Origin of the sequence: Nocardiopsis mwathae (assembly GCF_014201195.1) — a bacterium.
In the GTDB taxonomy this organism is placed as follows: Bacteria; Actinomycetota; Actinomycetes; order Streptosporangiales; family Streptosporangiaceae; genus Nocardiopsis_C; species Nocardiopsis_C mwathae.
Window position 1 is genome coordinate 2091994 of sequence record NZ_JACHDS010000001.1, and the last position, 13534, is coordinate 2105527.

The 13534-nt window shown below is 70.2% G+C and carries 16 protein-coding genes and 1 pseudogene; 8 read left to right on the plus strand and 9 right to left on the minus strand.

Annotated elements, in window-relative coordinates; translation table 11 throughout:
- Positions 1–80 precede the first annotated feature (80 nt).
- Together HNR23_RS08725 and HNR23_RS08730 are read left to right on the plus strand one after the other, a co-directional pair.
- Entirely contained in the window at positions 81–557 is a 477-nt protein-coding gene (locus HNR23_RS08725; RefSeq protein ID WP_184074912.1) for a cation:proton antiporter regulatory subunit, read from the plus strand.
- 4 nt (positions 558–561) lie between these two features.
- Positions 562–1734 carry a cation:proton antiporter gene (locus tag HNR23_RS08730; protein WP_184074913.1) on the plus strand — a complete coding sequence of 391 codons (1173 nt, stop codon included), beginning with the start codon at positions 562–564 and terminating at the stop codon, positions 1732–1734.
- Positions 1735–1844: 110 nt separating this feature from the next.
- Here the strand turns inward: HNR23_RS08730 and HNR23_RS08735 are convergent, their stop codons facing one another.
- Entirely contained in the window at positions 1845–2111 is a 267-nt protein-coding gene (locus HNR23_RS08735; RefSeq protein WP_184074914.1) for a hypothetical protein, read from the minus strand.
- A gap of 366 nt (positions 2112–2477) precedes the next feature.
- On the opposite strand from HNR23_RS08735, the gene HNR23_RS08740 reads away from it, so the two are divergent.
- Positions 2478–3539, plus strand: a complete 1062-nt coding sequence (locus HNR23_RS08740) for a WYL domain-containing protein (RefSeq protein WP_184074915.1) — start codon at positions 2478–2480, stop codon at positions 3537–3539.
- Here HNR23_RS08740 and HNR23_RS08745 read toward each other — a convergent pair.
- The 3 genes from HNR23_RS08745 to HNR23_RS08755 form a co-directional block, all read right to left on the minus strand.
- On the minus strand, positions 3483–3986 hold the full coding sequence (locus HNR23_RS08745) for an anthrone oxygenase family protein (protein WP_184074916.1): 504 nt from the start codon (positions 3984–3986) through the stop codon (positions 3483–3485). The two genes, HNR23_RS08740 and HNR23_RS08745, sit on opposite strands and share 57 nt — an antisense overlap.
- Positions 3987–4103: 117 nt before the next feature.
- A complete protein-coding gene (locus tag HNR23_RS08750) occupies positions 4104–4694 on the minus strand; it encodes an AAA family ATPase (protein ID WP_184074917.1) in 591 nt (196 codons plus the stop codon).
- A gap of 24 nt (positions 4695–4718) precedes the next feature.
- The gene (locus HNR23_RS08755) at positions 4719–5276 is read right to left on the minus strand and encodes a CGNR zinc finger domain-containing protein (RefSeq protein WP_184074918.1); all 558 of its coding nucleotides are present in this window, start codon (positions 5274–5276) and stop codon (positions 4719–4721) included.
- Positions 5277–5366: 90 nt separating this feature from the next.
- On the opposite strand from HNR23_RS08755, the gene HNR23_RS08760 reads away from it, so the two are divergent.
- Both HNR23_RS08760 and HNR23_RS27165 read left to right on the plus strand, forming a co-directional pair.
- Positions 5367–6188, plus strand: coding sequence for an alpha/beta fold hydrolase (locus HNR23_RS08760; protein WP_184074919.1), 822 nt, complete (start codon positions 5367–5369; stop codon positions 6186–6188).
- The gene (locus HNR23_RS27165) at positions 6178–6510 is read left to right on the plus strand and encodes a hypothetical protein (protein ID WP_281381833.1); all 333 of its coding nucleotides are present in this window, start codon (positions 6178–6180) and stop codon (positions 6508–6510) included. The genes HNR23_RS08760 and HNR23_RS27165 overlap by 11 nt, the downstream gene beginning before the upstream one ends.
- On the opposite strand, the pseudogene HNR23_RS08765 reads toward HNR23_RS27165, so the two are convergent.
- The 4 genes and pseudogenes from HNR23_RS08765 to HNR23_RS08780 form a co-directional block, all read right to left on the minus strand.
- Positions 6408–6833, minus strand: a pseudogene (locus HNR23_RS08765) (alpha/beta hydrolase); the annotation flags it as partial. The gene HNR23_RS27165 and the pseudogene HNR23_RS08765 overlap by 103 nt on opposite strands.
- A 243-nt stretch (positions 6834–7076) precedes the next feature.
- Entirely contained in the window at positions 7077–8045 is a 969-nt protein-coding gene (locus HNR23_RS08770) for an EamA family transporter (RefSeq protein WP_184074920.1), read from the minus strand.
- Entirely contained in the window at positions 8042–8623 is a 582-nt protein-coding gene (locus HNR23_RS08775) for a TetR/AcrR family transcriptional regulator (protein WP_184074921.1), read from the minus strand. The genes HNR23_RS08770 and HNR23_RS08775 overlap by 4 nt, the downstream gene beginning before the upstream one ends.
- Before the next feature lie 136 nt (positions 8624–8759).
- Entirely contained in the window at positions 8760–9506 is a 747-nt protein-coding gene (locus HNR23_RS08780; protein WP_184074922.1) for an SDR family oxidoreductase, read from the minus strand.
- A gap of 193 nt (positions 9507–9699) precedes the next feature.
- Here HNR23_RS08780 and HNR23_RS08785 point away from each other — a divergent pair, with 193 nt between their 5' ends.
- The 3 genes from HNR23_RS08785 (at position 9700) to HNR23_RS08795 (ending at position 13087) form a co-directional block, all read left to right on the plus strand.
- The gene (locus tag HNR23_RS08785; protein WP_184074923.1) at positions 9700–10149 is read left to right on the plus strand and encodes a helix-turn-helix transcriptional regulator; all 450 of its coding nucleotides are present in this window, start codon (positions 9700–9702) and stop codon (positions 10147–10149) included.
- Positions 10150–10154: 5 nt separating this feature from the next.
- Entirely contained in the window at positions 10155–10565 is a 411-nt protein-coding gene (locus HNR23_RS08790; protein ID WP_221308070.1) for a VOC family protein, read from the plus strand.
- Positions 10566–10660: 95 nt separating this feature from the next.
- The gene (locus HNR23_RS08795; protein WP_184074925.1) at positions 10661–13087 is read left to right on the plus strand and encodes an ATP-binding cassette domain-containing protein; all 2427 of its coding nucleotides are present in this window, start codon (positions 10661–10663) and stop codon (positions 13085–13087) included.
- Here the strand turns inward: HNR23_RS08795 and HNR23_RS08800 are convergent.
- Entirely contained in the window at positions 13068–13493 is a 426-nt protein-coding gene (locus HNR23_RS08800; RefSeq protein ID WP_184074926.1) for a nuclear transport factor 2 family protein, read from the minus strand. The genes HNR23_RS08795 and HNR23_RS08800 overlap by 20 nt on opposite strands.
- Positions 13494–13534: the final 41 nt, after the last annotated feature.

Consider the following 13534-nt stretch of genomic DNA (forward strand, 5'->3'; position numbering starts at 1 on the left):
GAAGCCGACTGCCCCTGCCAGCACACGCGCGCGTTGCCGACGTCCCCGGGCACGGCCTGACCTGCGGACATAATGTCGGGATGGATGTGACAGAGGTCCTGTTACCCGGTGTCGGGGTGCGCTACGAGTTCACCACCGCCGAAGGAGAACGACTCGGCATCATCGTCGGCCGCGGCGGAGATGCCGACATCGTCTCCTACACGACGGACCCCGATGTGGGGCGGCCGCTGTTCCGCCTGACCAACGAGGAGGCCGACACGGTCGCCGAGATCCTCGGGGCGCCGCGGATCACCGAACGCTTCGCCGACCTGTCGCGGGAGATCCCCGGCCTGAGGGCCGCCGACCTTCCGGTGGAGGACGGCTCGCCGTTCGCGGACCGGCCTCTCGGTGCCACCAGAGCCCGCACCCGCACCGGCGCATCCATCGTGGCGATCGTGCGCGGCGACGACGTCATCACCTCACCCGCCCCCGGCGAAGTCCTGCGATCCGGCGACATCCTCCTGGTCATCGGTACCCAGGAGGGGATCTCGGGTGTGGATGCCATGCTGAGAGGCTGACCTCTTGCCCGTTCTGCCCGCCCTTCTGCTTGAGCTCGGCATCGTTCTGGCCGTCCTCGGCATCCTGTGTGCGCTGGCGCGCAGGATCGGGTTCTCACCGGTTCCGCTGTACCTGCTGGCGGGGCTGGCACTGGGGGAGGGCGGGGTGGCGCCGGTCCCGGCGGTGGGCATGTTCGTCGAAGTCGGCGCGTCCATCGGCGTGGTGCTTCTGCTGCTGGCCCTGGGCTTGGAGTTCTCGGTGAGTGAGTTCTCCGCGTCGATCCGCACCCATGTTCCCTCCGCGGTCGTGAACTGCGTCCTCAACGCGCTGCCGGGGGCGATCGCCGGATGGGCGCTGGGGCTGGGGCTGGTGGGCAGCATGGCGCTGGCCGGAATCACCTGGATCTCGTCCTCGGGCATCGTCGCGCGGCTGCTGGGGGACCTGCGGCGGCTGGGTAACCGGGAGACCCCCTCGGTCCTGTCGGTCCTGGTCCTGGAGGACCTTGCGATGGCGGCCTACCTGCCGCTGGTGGGGGTCCTGGCCGCGGGCGGCGCCTGGTGGCACGCCCTTATCAGCTCCGTGGTCGCCAGCGCCGCTGTCGCCGTCGCGTTCATCGCCTCCTACCGGCACGGCGTCCGGCTGACGCGGCTGCTCGACACCGCCGACACCGAGCAGTTCCTGCTGCGGATCCTCGGCCTGACCTTGATCGTGGCCGGAGTCGCGGAGATCCTGGGGGCCTCCGCCGCCGTCGGCGCGTTCCTCGTCGGCCTCGTCCTCACCGGCCAGGTCGCCGACCGCGCCCGCCGGATCATCGGACCTCTGCGCGACCTGTTCGCGGCCGCGTTCTTCCTCACGATCGGCCTGGCGATGGACGCCCGGGAGCTGCCCGCCGTGCTGCCCGTCGCGGTGGCGCTCGCCGTTGTCACGGCCTTCACCAAGGTCGCCACCGGTTGGTACGCGGCCCGGCGCGACGGCGTGGGTCCGCGCGGCCGCCTGCGCGCCGGTGCCGCGCTCATCGCCCGCGGCGAGTTCTCGATCATCATCGCCGGGATGGTCATCACCACGACCGACGGCATCATCGGCCCCTTGACCACCGCTTATGTCATCATCCTGGCGGTCGTCGGCCCCACCGTCGCCCGCCTGGTCGACCTCGTCCCGCCCCGGACCGGTCCGCTGCGCGAAGCCAAGACGGTCTGAGGCCACTTGCCAAGGATGTCGGCTGTCGGAGCGAAGCACCTACGGGGAGGGGAAACTCTCCAGCGGGTCAGCGTGGAGGGCGCATTCCCCTACCCCATAGTCGTTATCGGTCACGCCCTGCCCCTCATGAACCCGGCCGCTCGCGCCGCCTCGGTGCGGATACGGCTGAACTCAGCAGCGGTCGCGCGCGCCTCCTCCAAGGTTCCGCCTTGGCTGACCTGCTCATCAAGTTGGCGCAACTTTTCTTTCCACTCGGGGCGTTTGGCGATCTCCACCTCAACTGCCCACGACTCGGCGAAGGTGCGCAAGGGCGCCGCGCTGGTTTGCTCACATGCCTTGCGAGTGGCCTCGGCACGATGATGGTCGAACTCGGCCACACGCTCGCGGGCTGTAGCCGGCCAGGTCGGCTCGAAGCTCCTCAGGGTCGAACGTCGGGCGGTGAGTCGACGCAGGCCGCGATGCCGACATGGTCACTCCCTTCCCAGGAGGCAGGGATGATCGACTTCCTGCCACTTGTCGATCGGGCACGGCGTTCGGAGGTTAGCGCTTCGATGGCCGTGTCGATGCAGGTGATGAGGTGTGGGGGCAGGGATCGACCAGTGCTCGGCCAAAGCGTAGAGATCAGCGAAGGTCCGCCCGCGGGTGCCGCTGATTTTCTGACTGACCGTAGGGGCGCACCGTCCAAGGACGAACGTGGTCGCAACGGGCATCGGGCGTCATATGTAGAGGCCAAGCTGGAGGGTGTGAAGGCTGACCGGCTCCTGTCCATCCTGCTGCTCCTGCAGACCCGCGGCCGAGTCGCCGCGAGTGAGCTCGCCGAGCGTCTGGAAGTCTCGCCACGGACCATCTACCGCGATGTGGAGGCGCTGTCGGCGGCCGGGGTGCCGGTGTACGCCGAACGCGGGCGGAACGGCGGGATCGCGCTGCTGCCCGGCTTCCGTACCGACGTCACCGGATTGACCTCCGACGAGGCGCGGGCGCTGTTCGTCCTGACAGCGCAGGGAACGCACGCCGCGCTCGGGTTGGACGGGGCGCTGGGATCGGCGCTGCGCAAGGTGATGGCCGCTCTGCCCGCACCGCACCGTCCCGCGGCCGAGCTGACCAGCCGCCGGATTCTGGTCGATCCCGACCGGTGGATGAGCGGCCCGCGCACGGCGGTCGACCTGGACACCCTGCACACCGCGGTGTTCACCGACTGCCGCCTGCGGATCCGCTATCGCCATAGCGGCGCGACCCGGCCGCGCACCTACACGGTCGACCCCTACGGCCTGGTGGCCAAGGCCGGGGTCTGGTACCTGGTCGCCGACGAGAAAAGCACACCGCGGCTGTTCCGCGCCGAAAGGGTCGCGGAAGCGGCCGTGACCGACGAGCCCGTACGGCGGCGGGCGGGTGTCGAGCTGCAGCAGGTCTGGGGCGAGCTGCGAAGCCGGGTGGAGAACCGCCCGCAGGGCGTGCGCGTCCAGGCGCGGATCCGACGCTCCCGCCTCGATCTGGCCGTCCGTATCCTGGGCTCGCCCCCGCTGGTGTCCCCACCGGCGCCAGGGGACACCGATGCAGACCCCGACGCGTGGGTGCCCATCGAACTCACCTACCCGGTCATCGGCGGAGTCCGCCAACTCCTCCAATTCGGCGCGAGCCTTGAGGTCCTCGACCCACCTGAGGCCCGGGAGGAGGTGGCCCGCGGCGCCGCCGAGATCTCCGCGCTCTATGCGGAGCCGACCGGTGAGCCGGGGCGCGCCGAGCGCAGGTCACAGGCCCCCGAACAGCACGAGGGACCAGGCCAGGCAGGCGAAGGCGCCCGTTGACGTCGCGGTTCGGGCGATGTTCCAGCGCACCCAGCGTGTCTCGAACCGCGCGCGGACCGCTGCGAAATCGCCGATCTCGTCCAGCGGCCCGGCCTTGTCGATCTGGTTGTTGAGGGGGATGTGCACCACGGCGGTGATGGCGAGCATCGTCGCGTACAGCACGAACGCGGCCACGGTCCACGGCAGCACGACCGTCCGCGCGTCCGGGCCGAGGTGGAGGCCGATGGCCGCGATCGTCAGCACCGGCGCACCCACGAAGGCCAGCGCGAACCAGCCGTTGAGGATCGCCACGTTGATGCGCTGCATCGTGTCGACGAACGTGCGGTCCTCGGCCCGCGCCAGGCCGCGCATGACGGACATGTCATAGGCGTAGAACAGTCCCGCGACGAGGCCAGTCGTCAAGGTAGCCGCGAGCAAGACGATCCCGCGCACGATCTCGAAGTCCATGCGCACCAGTAAAGCGTGGGACCGACCACCCCCACCAGTGGCGGCGATGCCCCTATCCCACGAAAACGTGCGCCTTCTCGGTGTCGGGTGCGGCGGATGCGAGCCGATGGCCCGCGGTCAATCGAAGCGGATGTGGCGCAGGCTGGTCCACCAGCGCCGTGCCTGGCGCGTCAATGGATCCGACCGGTCCGGGGCCAGCTCGATTCCGGCCTTGTCGGCGATGGCCTCGGCGACCCCTCCGATGGGGAGGTGGTCGGTGTCCAGGTGGGCCGCGAACTCCGGCGCGCGCAGCGCGGTCAGGCAGCGCTGCGTGTTCCGGGCCGCGAAGCCACCCCGCCCTTCGCCGCGAGAGCGGATGCGGCGCATCATCGTCTGCGGTGACGCCAGGAGGGAGACGTGGTGGACCTCGTGCCCGGACTCCCGGAGACGGCCGAACATCTCCCGGTGGTAGGCGGGGACGACCACGGTCATCGGGACGATGACGGTGCCGTCGTACTCGCGCAGCAGGCCGTCCAGCACCTCGTACACCCCGGACCGCCACACGGGTGAGTCCTGGAAGTCGCCGCGCCGGTCCTTCGGCAGCATGCGGTGCAGGCCGAAGCCCAGGTGCTCGGGGTCGCACACGAAGCTCCCCGGCAGACGCCGGTGCAGCTCGAACGCGGCCTGGGTCTTCCCGGCCCCGAAGGCGCCGTTGATCCAGATGAGCATGCCGCGAGGCTACCGACTCCCGACTCAGCCGGAGGAGCGGCGGCCGCGGTAGGCGCGCATCTTGTGCCGGGCACCGCAGATGTCCATCGCGCACCAGACGCTGTTGTCGCCGGGGGAGCGGTCGTAGAAGACCCAGCGGCACTCCGGGGACGCGCACACCTTGAGGCGGCTGCGGCGCCCGGCCAGCTCTTCGGTGGCCAAGGTCGCCAGCAGTGCACCGATCAGGGCGGCGGTCGGCGTGACGGCGTCGGCGGCCGGGATGTGCGCCTCGCCGCCCGAGTCCCACCGCGGGGGCAGGAGAGCGGTACGGGCGCGAGTGGTGAGGAGCCGACGGGCGGACCGCGTATCGCTGTCCGCCCCGCCTTCGAGGTGGTGGCGGATCGCCTCACGGACCCGCACCAGTTCGCCCAGCGCTGCTTCGTCAAGGCCGTCGGCATCGACCGGCCAACCGTGATCGCGCAGCCACGCGCTCGCGGTGCCCGGATCGGTGAACGCGTCCTCGCTGTAGAGGAAGCGCGCCGAGTTGCAGAACGTCTCGATCCGTTCCAGCGCGCCCGGAGCCGCAGGTCGTGAGTAGGGCATACGGGCGATGTTACTACCTCGCGGGCTATACGGGTAACGCCTTGAGTTACCCTCAAGTGAAGAATGCCGGTAACGAACGGAGGGACTTCCATGGATCACGTGCTCCCCGAGCGGTTCGAGTCAGCACACGGCACCGTCCGATGGGCGCGCCACGGCCAGGGCAGCCCTGTCGTCCTCCTCCACGGGACACCGTTCTCCTCCTATGTCTGGCGCGACATCGCCGCCGCACTCGGCACGCGGCACACCGTCTACCTCTGGGACATGCCGGGCTACGGTGCCTCGGCCAAGTACGCAGGCCAGCGCGTCTCGCTCGCTGCCCAGCAGTCCGTGTTCACCGCACTCCTGCGGCACTGGGACCTCGACCGCCCCGCCGTCATCGCCCACGACTTCGGCGGCGCCGTCGCGCTGCGCTCCGCACTGCTGGACGGCGTCGGCTACGACCGTCTCGCGCTACTCGACGCGGTCAGCCTGTGCCCCTGGGGCAGCGACTTCTTCCGCTTGGTCCACCGGAACGCCGAGGTCTTCGCCGCGCTCCCCGCGCACCTGCACGAAGCGCTGGTGCGCGGTTACATCGCCACCGCCAGCCACCGGGGGCTGCGCGGCGACGTCCTCGACGCCTTGGCGGCCCCCTGGCTCGGCGAGGAGGGCCAGCCGGCGTTCTACCGGCAGATCGCCCAGGCCGACGAGCGGCACACCGCCGACGTCGAGGAGCGCTATGCGAAGCTGTCCTGCCCCGTCCTCGTCGCCTGGGGACGGGAGGACACCTGGCTGTCGCCCGACCATGCCGAGCGGCTCGCCCAGTGCATCCCCCACGCGCGGCTGCGGTGGATCGACGCGGCCGGCCACCTCGTGCAGGAAGACGCCCCCGCGCAGGTGACCGTGCTTCTCACCGAATTCCTTGATGCCCGATGACCCGGAGCCCCGACGGCGCGGTGCCGGCCTTCGCCGCGAGGAAATCGAGCTGACCCTGCTGCCCCGGGTCGAGTACTCCGGACAGGAGGCACCGGGGAACGGCTGCGCGGCCTGCTCAGCGCGGCCTCCGCCGCCCAGTTCCACAGCGGCCGACGACGCGTTCGCCCAGTGCACGACCGCGCCTCTGTCACGGCGCAGGCTGGCGGGGCCCGAGTGGGTGCTCACCGACGCGAAGTGGCCGAAGTACTTGGCCGCGTACTTCAGCGCGCCGAAGCCGCCCATCGAGAACCCGAAGACGGCCCGGCCGTCGTACTCGGCGTAGGTCCGGAAGTTCGCGTCGACCCAGGGGATGAGCTGGGTGATATGGAACTCCTCCCAGCGCCTGGGACCCACGAGCGAACTGACCGGGTTGGAGTACCAGCCCGCGCGTCCGCCGTCGGGCATCACGACGATGATCCGCTTCCCGGCCGTCCAACGGCGGATGTCCAGGGGCGGACGGTCGAAGGTGATGAAGTCCTGGTCTCCGCCGTGGAGGAGGTAGAGGACGGGGTATCGGCGTCCGCTGTGGTGGTAGTCGTCGGGGAGCAGGACGTTGACGCCGGGGTTCCAGCCGATCGCGCTGGTCGAGAACCGGAAGTAGCGCATCCGGGGATCGCGTTCGTCGCGTTCCACGACGCGCAGGCCACCGGCGGCGGTGGCCGGTGGCGCCTCCGCACCGGGGCATCTTCGGGTGCGCGGCTGCGATCACGTGCCGCGTTGAACCGGGACGTGGCGCCCCTTGGCCTCCTTCTCGGTCGGTTTCGCGGCTTCTCGTCGTCGCCCTACCCGCACCGCAGCGCCCTACCCAGCTCCGACGTTCCGCCCCTGCGGGAAGGCCCTACGCGCGGGTCATGCGCGTTCGAGGTCGCGCCCCGCGCGCCCGACTGTCGACACGCCGTTGACGGATCCGGCCCGCGCCTGGAGTCTCACGCTGTTCGTCGGGGCCGCGGCGAGCACGACCAGGACCAGCGAGATGATCCCCAGCCCGACCCAACCCACCGCCGTCAGCGCCTCGCCGACGACCAGGACCGCAAGGACCGCGGCGACCCCCGGCTCGCTCAAAGTGACCGTCGTGGCCGTGCTCGCCGAGACCCGGGTCAACCCGAAACCGAAGAAGAGATAGCCCAAGAACATGGGGACCAGCGCCATGTAGGCGGCCACCGCGAAGGCTTCCGCGGACGCGACCAGGGGAGCCCCGGTGGCCGCGAGCACCGGCATCAGCAGTGCTCCACCGGCACCGAAGACCGCGCCCATGGACGCGGCACGGTCGATCCCGCGGACCATGAGGTTGTGGGCCGCCCAGGAGAACACGGCATAGGTGGCGCCGGCCACGAGCCCCAGGGCGATGCCGACGGCGGTCGATCCCGGCGAGGCCATGGGGTCGGCCATTTTGGACGAGCACAGCAGAACGCTGCCGAGTACGCCCAGTCCCGCGGCCAGCAGCCACCAGCGGCTCAACGGTCGGCGCTGGACCACCAGCTCCAGGATGCCGGAGGCCAGCGGTGCCGAGGCGAGGGAGACGACGGTGCCCACGGCCACCCCCGCCAGGTGCATCGAGCCGTAGAACGCCAAGGGGTAGACGGCGACGGCGAGGGCGCCCGTCGCCACCAGGGGCAGACTCTGCCGCAGCTGTGCGCGAGCGGCGTTGAGCGCGGGCAGGGCGATCAGCGCCTGGAGCAGGCCGCCGATCCCCAGCGCGGCGGAGCCGATGGCCAAGGGGCCTGCCTGTGGGGCGAAGGTGGCGGCCGTTCCGGTCGTTCCCCACAGGATCGAGGTGAGGGTGATCGCGCCGACACCGACCAGGTGGTGGCGGTTCACAGAGCGGCCACCATGGCCGAGGCGATCTCCCGGGCGTCGCGGAGGGGGTCGGGGCCGCCTTCCAGGCCGGCGCGGGCGATGGCCCCTTCGAGGAGGAAGGCGCAGTGGCGTGCGGTACGCGCGGCCGCCTCGGGTGTCGTGATCGCTTCCAGGTGGCCGGTCAGGATCGACTCGACCTGTTCCTTGTGGTCGCGCACCCGGGCTCTGCCCGGGGAGTCGGCGGGGAGTTCGGCCGCTGCGTTCAGCAGGCCGCAGCCGCGGAATCCGTGCGTGTACGCCGCCGAGGCGTGGTCGATGTAGGCGTCGAAGACGGCCAGGACCTTCTCCTGCGGGCTCGCGGCGGTCTCGGCCCGGTTCCGGTACAGGTCCAGCCACTCCCGGTGCCGCTCCTGGAGGTAGGCCAGGACGAGTTCTTCCTTGGAGGAGAAGTTGTTGTACAGGCTCATCTTGGCGACGCCGGCCTCGGCGGTGATCGTGTCGATGCCCGTCGAGACCACGCCGTGGGCGTAGAACAGCCGCGATGCCGCCTCGATCAGCCGCTCGCGGGCGGACCCCGAACGGGTCCTGCCAGGGGTCATGTCCGTGATGGCGCACCTCCGGAGATCGTCTAGGTAGACCAGTCTACCTAGACGATCGCGCCCAGCCGTGCCGGGGTGTGATCCCGGGGACTCGGCGAAGGCGGAGGAGGACGTCCGGAACGCCCGGCCCCGGGCCCTACGTGGTGTCGAGCGGGAGTGTGGTGCCCGCGATGGCGCCGCCGTCGACCATGAACTCGCTTCCCGTCGAGTACGTCGCCTCCGTGAGGAGGAAGTGGACCATTCGGGCGACCTCCTCGGGGTCACCGAACCGCTGTATGGGCTGGCCGGCCACGACGGAGTCGTCCATTTCGGCGGTCATGGGCGTGCGGATCGGCCCCGGGTGGACCGAGCACACGCGAACACCATCTGCGGCGAACTCCAGCGCCGCCGTCTTGGTCAGCCCGCGGACGGCCCACTTGCTGGCGACGTAGGCACCGATCCCGGCGTATCCCTGCATGCCGGCGGTGGAAGAGATGTTGACGATGCTTCCCCCGCCCGATCGCCGCAGTGACGGGAGTGCCGCACGCATGCCGAGCCAGGTCCCGAACAGGTTCACATCGAGTACCCGGCGGAAGTCCTCCACGGGCTGCGTCTCGATCGGCGCGATGTCGAGGATCCCGGCGTTGTTGACCACCGATGTGAGCGGGCCGGCCGCGCGTTCGGCCGCAGCCACCGCGTCCGTCCAGTCCTCCGGGCTCGTCACGTCCAGATGGACGTAGTGTGCACGGTCGCCCAACTCCTTCGCGAGCCGCTCGCCCGTGTCGTCCAGGATGTCGGCGATGATCGCGGAAGCGCCCGCGCGGTGAACCGCGCGGACCACGGCCGCCCCGATGCCGCGTGCGCCGCCGGTGACCAGCACGGTGGAGGTGCCGTGTTCACTCATCACGTGCTCCTTTCGTTTCCCCTGGTCTCACACTTTCCGACGGCCCGAACCGGGGAGAAGTACTTTCGGTCCCGAGCGGCGACGACGTTCGGGCAGTCCGGGAGAAGCGCCGTCATCCACATGCGACGCGACCGGTCGGGGCTCCTCGTCACGTTGCTGGGAAACGACGGGATCGGATGGCAAGATGTCGAACATGACCAGCAGATCCACCGCCGAGCAGCACCTGCGCGACCTCGCGCGGCTGCGGCGTGTGCGCGATCGGATCGACCGGGAGTACGCGCAGCCGCTGAACGTCGAGGCGCTTGCGCGGGGTGTGCACATGTCGGCCGGTCATCTCAGCCGCGAGTTCCGGCGCGCCTATGGCGAGTCGCCCTACTCCTACCTGATGACGCGGCGCATCGAGCGCGCGATGGCGCTGCTGCGGCGCGGTGACCTCAGCGTCACCGAGGTCTGCTTCGCGGTCGGCTGCGCGTCGCTGGGCACCTTCAGCACGCGGTTCACCGAGCTGGTCGGCATGCCGCCCAGCGCCTACAAGCACCGGGCGGCGTCCGCGGTAGCGGGCATGCCGTCGTGTATGGCCAGGCAGGTGACCCGACCGGTCAGGAATCGAGAAGCGCGGACTCCCGAGCCCCAAATAACGTGACCGCCATGGACATCACCATTCACGCCACGTTCCTGCCGCACGACGACCCGGAGGCCTCTCTGGCCTTCTACCGCGACACGCTCGGCTTCGAGGTCCGCAACCAGGTCGAATACGGCGGGATGCACTGGAACACCGTCGGCCCTCCCGGCCAGCCGGGCACGTCCATCGTGCTGCACCCGCCGGCCGCCGACCCCGGCGTCACCGAGGACGAGCGCCGCACCATCACCGAGATGATGGCCAAGGGCACCTACGCCAGCCTCATGCTGGCCACCGGCGACCTCGACGGCACGTTCGAACGGCTGCAGGCCGAGGAGGCCGAGATCATCCAGGAGCCGACCGACCAGCCGTGGGGAGCCCGGGACTGCGCGGTGCGCGATCCCGCGGGCAACATGATCCGTATCCAGGAACTTCGCTGATCTGCCGGGCGATGTCGGACGATCCGCGCCCTCCGCGCGGTCAGGAAGCCTTCGCATGACGTCGGCGGCCGCTCCGCCCCAACGATGGAGTCACGATGAGTAAGCCCTCGGCGGCAGACCCGCCATCGCCCGCCCCGCACGTCGCCGACAGCCACGGTCTGATCCGTGTGCACGGTGCCCGCGAGAACAACCTGAAGGACGTGAGCGTCGAGATCCCGAAGCGTCGGCTGACGGTGTTCACCGGCGTCTCCGGTTCGGGCAAGAGCTCGCTGGTGTTCGACACGATCGCCGCGGAGTCGCAGCGGATGATCAACGAGACCTACAGCGCGTTCCTGCAGGGCTTCATGCCGACGCTGGCGCGCCCCGAGGTCGACGTGCTCGAAGGGCTCACCACCGCGATCATCGTCGACCAGGAGCGGATGGGCGCCGACGCCCGCTCCACGGTCGGCACGGCCACCGACGTCAACGCGATGCTGCGCATCCTGTTCAGCCGCCTGGGGCAGCCGCACATCGGCTCGCCTGGCGCGTTCGCCTTCAACGTCCCCTCGGTCCGGGCGAGCGGCGCGATCACGGTCGAGCGCGGCGTCGGCAAGACCAAGCCGGTGAAGCAGACGTTCACCCGTACCGGCGGCATGTGTCCTCGCTGCGAGGGCCGGGGCACGGTCTCCGACATCGATCTCACTCAGCTCTACGACGACTCCAAGTCGATCGCCGAGGGCGCGTTCACCATCCCCGGCTGGAAGTCGGACAGCTGGTGGACCGTGCGGATCTACGCCGAGTCGGGTCTGCTCGATCCGGACAAGCCGATCCGCGAGTTCTCCGAGAGGGAGATGCGCGACTTCCTGTACCACGAGCCGATCAAGGTGAAGGTCCAAGGGGTCAACTACACCTACGAAGGGCTGATCCCCAAGATCGACAAGACGTTCCTGGCCAAGGACAAGGAGGCGATGCAGCCGCACATCCGGGCGTTCGTGGACCGGGCGGTCACCTTCCAGACCTGCTCCGACTGCGGCGGCACCCGGCTCAGCGAGGCGGCCCGGTCGTCGAAGATCAAGGGCATCAGCATCGCCGACGCGTGCGCGATGCAGGTCAGCGACCTGGCCGAGTGGGTGCGCGGCCTCGATGAGCCGTCCGTGGCACCTCTGGTCGCGGCGCTGCGGCGTACGCTCGACTCGTTCGCGGAGATCGGGCTGGGCTACCTGTCGCTCGACCGGTCCTCGGGGACACTGTCGGGGGGCGAGGCGCAGCGCACCAAGATGATCCGCCACCTCGGCTCCTCGCTCACCGACGTCACCTACGTGTTCGACGAGCCCACCACGGGCCTGCACCCCCACGACATCCACCGGATGAACGAGCTGCTGCTGCGGCTGCGCGACAAGGGCAACACGGTGCTGGTCGTGGAGCACGAGCCGGAGACGATCGCGATCGCCGACCACGTCGTCGACCTGGGACCCGGCGCAGGTATGGATGGCGGCACCGTCTGCTTCGAGGGCCCCGTCGGGGGGCTGCGGGCCGGCGGCACCCTCACCGGCCGCCACCTCGACGACCGGGCCGCGCTCAAGGAGGCGGTGCGGACACCCACCGGCGCACTGGAGATCCGCGGGGCGCGGCAGAACAACCTCCGGGACGTCGACGTCGACGTCCCCACCGGTGTGCTCACCGTCGTCACCGGTGTGGCGGGCTCCGGCAAGAGCTCGCTCATCGACGGGAACCTCGCCGGGCGCGACGGGGTCGTCGTGGTCGACCAGACCCCGATCAAGGGGTCCCGCCGCTCCAATCCTGCCACCTACACCGGACTGCTCGACCCGGTCCGCAAGGCGTTCGCGAAGGCCAACGGGGTGAAGCCGGGGCTGTTCAGCGCCAACTCCGAGGGAGCCTGCCCCGAGTGCAACGGCGCCGGGGTCACCTACACCGACCTCGGGATGATGCGGGGCGTCACCACCACCTGTGAGGAGTGTGAGGGAAGGCGGTTCGGCGCGGCGGTGCTGGACTACCGCCTCGGCGGGCGCGACATCAGTGAGGTGCTGGCGATGTCGGTGGCCGAGGCCCGGGAGTTCTTCGGCGGCGGGGAGGCGCGCACGCCGGCCGCGCACAGGATCCTCGACCGGCTCGCCGACGTCGGGCTCGGCTACCTCACCCTCGGCCAGCCGCTGACGGCGCTGTCCGGCGGGGAGCGGCAGCGGCTCAAGCTGGCCACCCGCATGGCCGAGCAGGGCGGCGTCTACGTTCTGGACGAGCCGACCACCGGCCTGCACCTGGCCGACGTGGAGCAGCTGCTCGGCCTGCTCGACCGGATCGTGGACGCCGGGACGTCGGTCGTCGTCATCGAGCACCACCAGGCGGTCATGGCGCACGCGGACTGGATCATCGACCTCGGGCCCGGAGCGGGCCACGACGGCGGCCGGATCGTCTTCGAGGGCACCCCCGCCGACCTCGTCGCCGACGGCTCCACCCTCACCGGCGAGCACCTGGCGGCCTACGTCATGCCGGGCGTCACGACCTTCATGGGCCCTCGACCGTGAGGCCGTCGGCCGCCAAGCCGGCCAGGACCGCCTCGCCCAGGGCCTGAACCGCGGACTGCGGGCGGACCATCACAGTGAACTCCTTGATCCGCCCGTCATGGTCGAGGTGCAGGAGGTCGATGCCGTGGATCTGCTTGCCGTTGGCGGTGGCGCGGAAGAGGAGGCCCGCTGACGGCGCTGCGGTGCCGTCGGTGCTGGTCTCGGCGCTGCCGTCGAAGTGTCCGACGTATCGGAAGTCCTCGAAGGTGCGCAGGAGCACCCCGAAGAGGCCGAGGACCATCGGCTTTCCCTCGAACGGGGCGAACTTCACCGGGCTGTAGAGCCGGATGTCCTCGGTGAGCAGGCCCTCCAGGCTAAGGATGTCGCGGCTGTCGACAGCGGCTCGGAAGCGGTCGGCGGTGGCCATCGCCCCTCCTCATGGTCATGGATGTGATTAGTCATTTTATT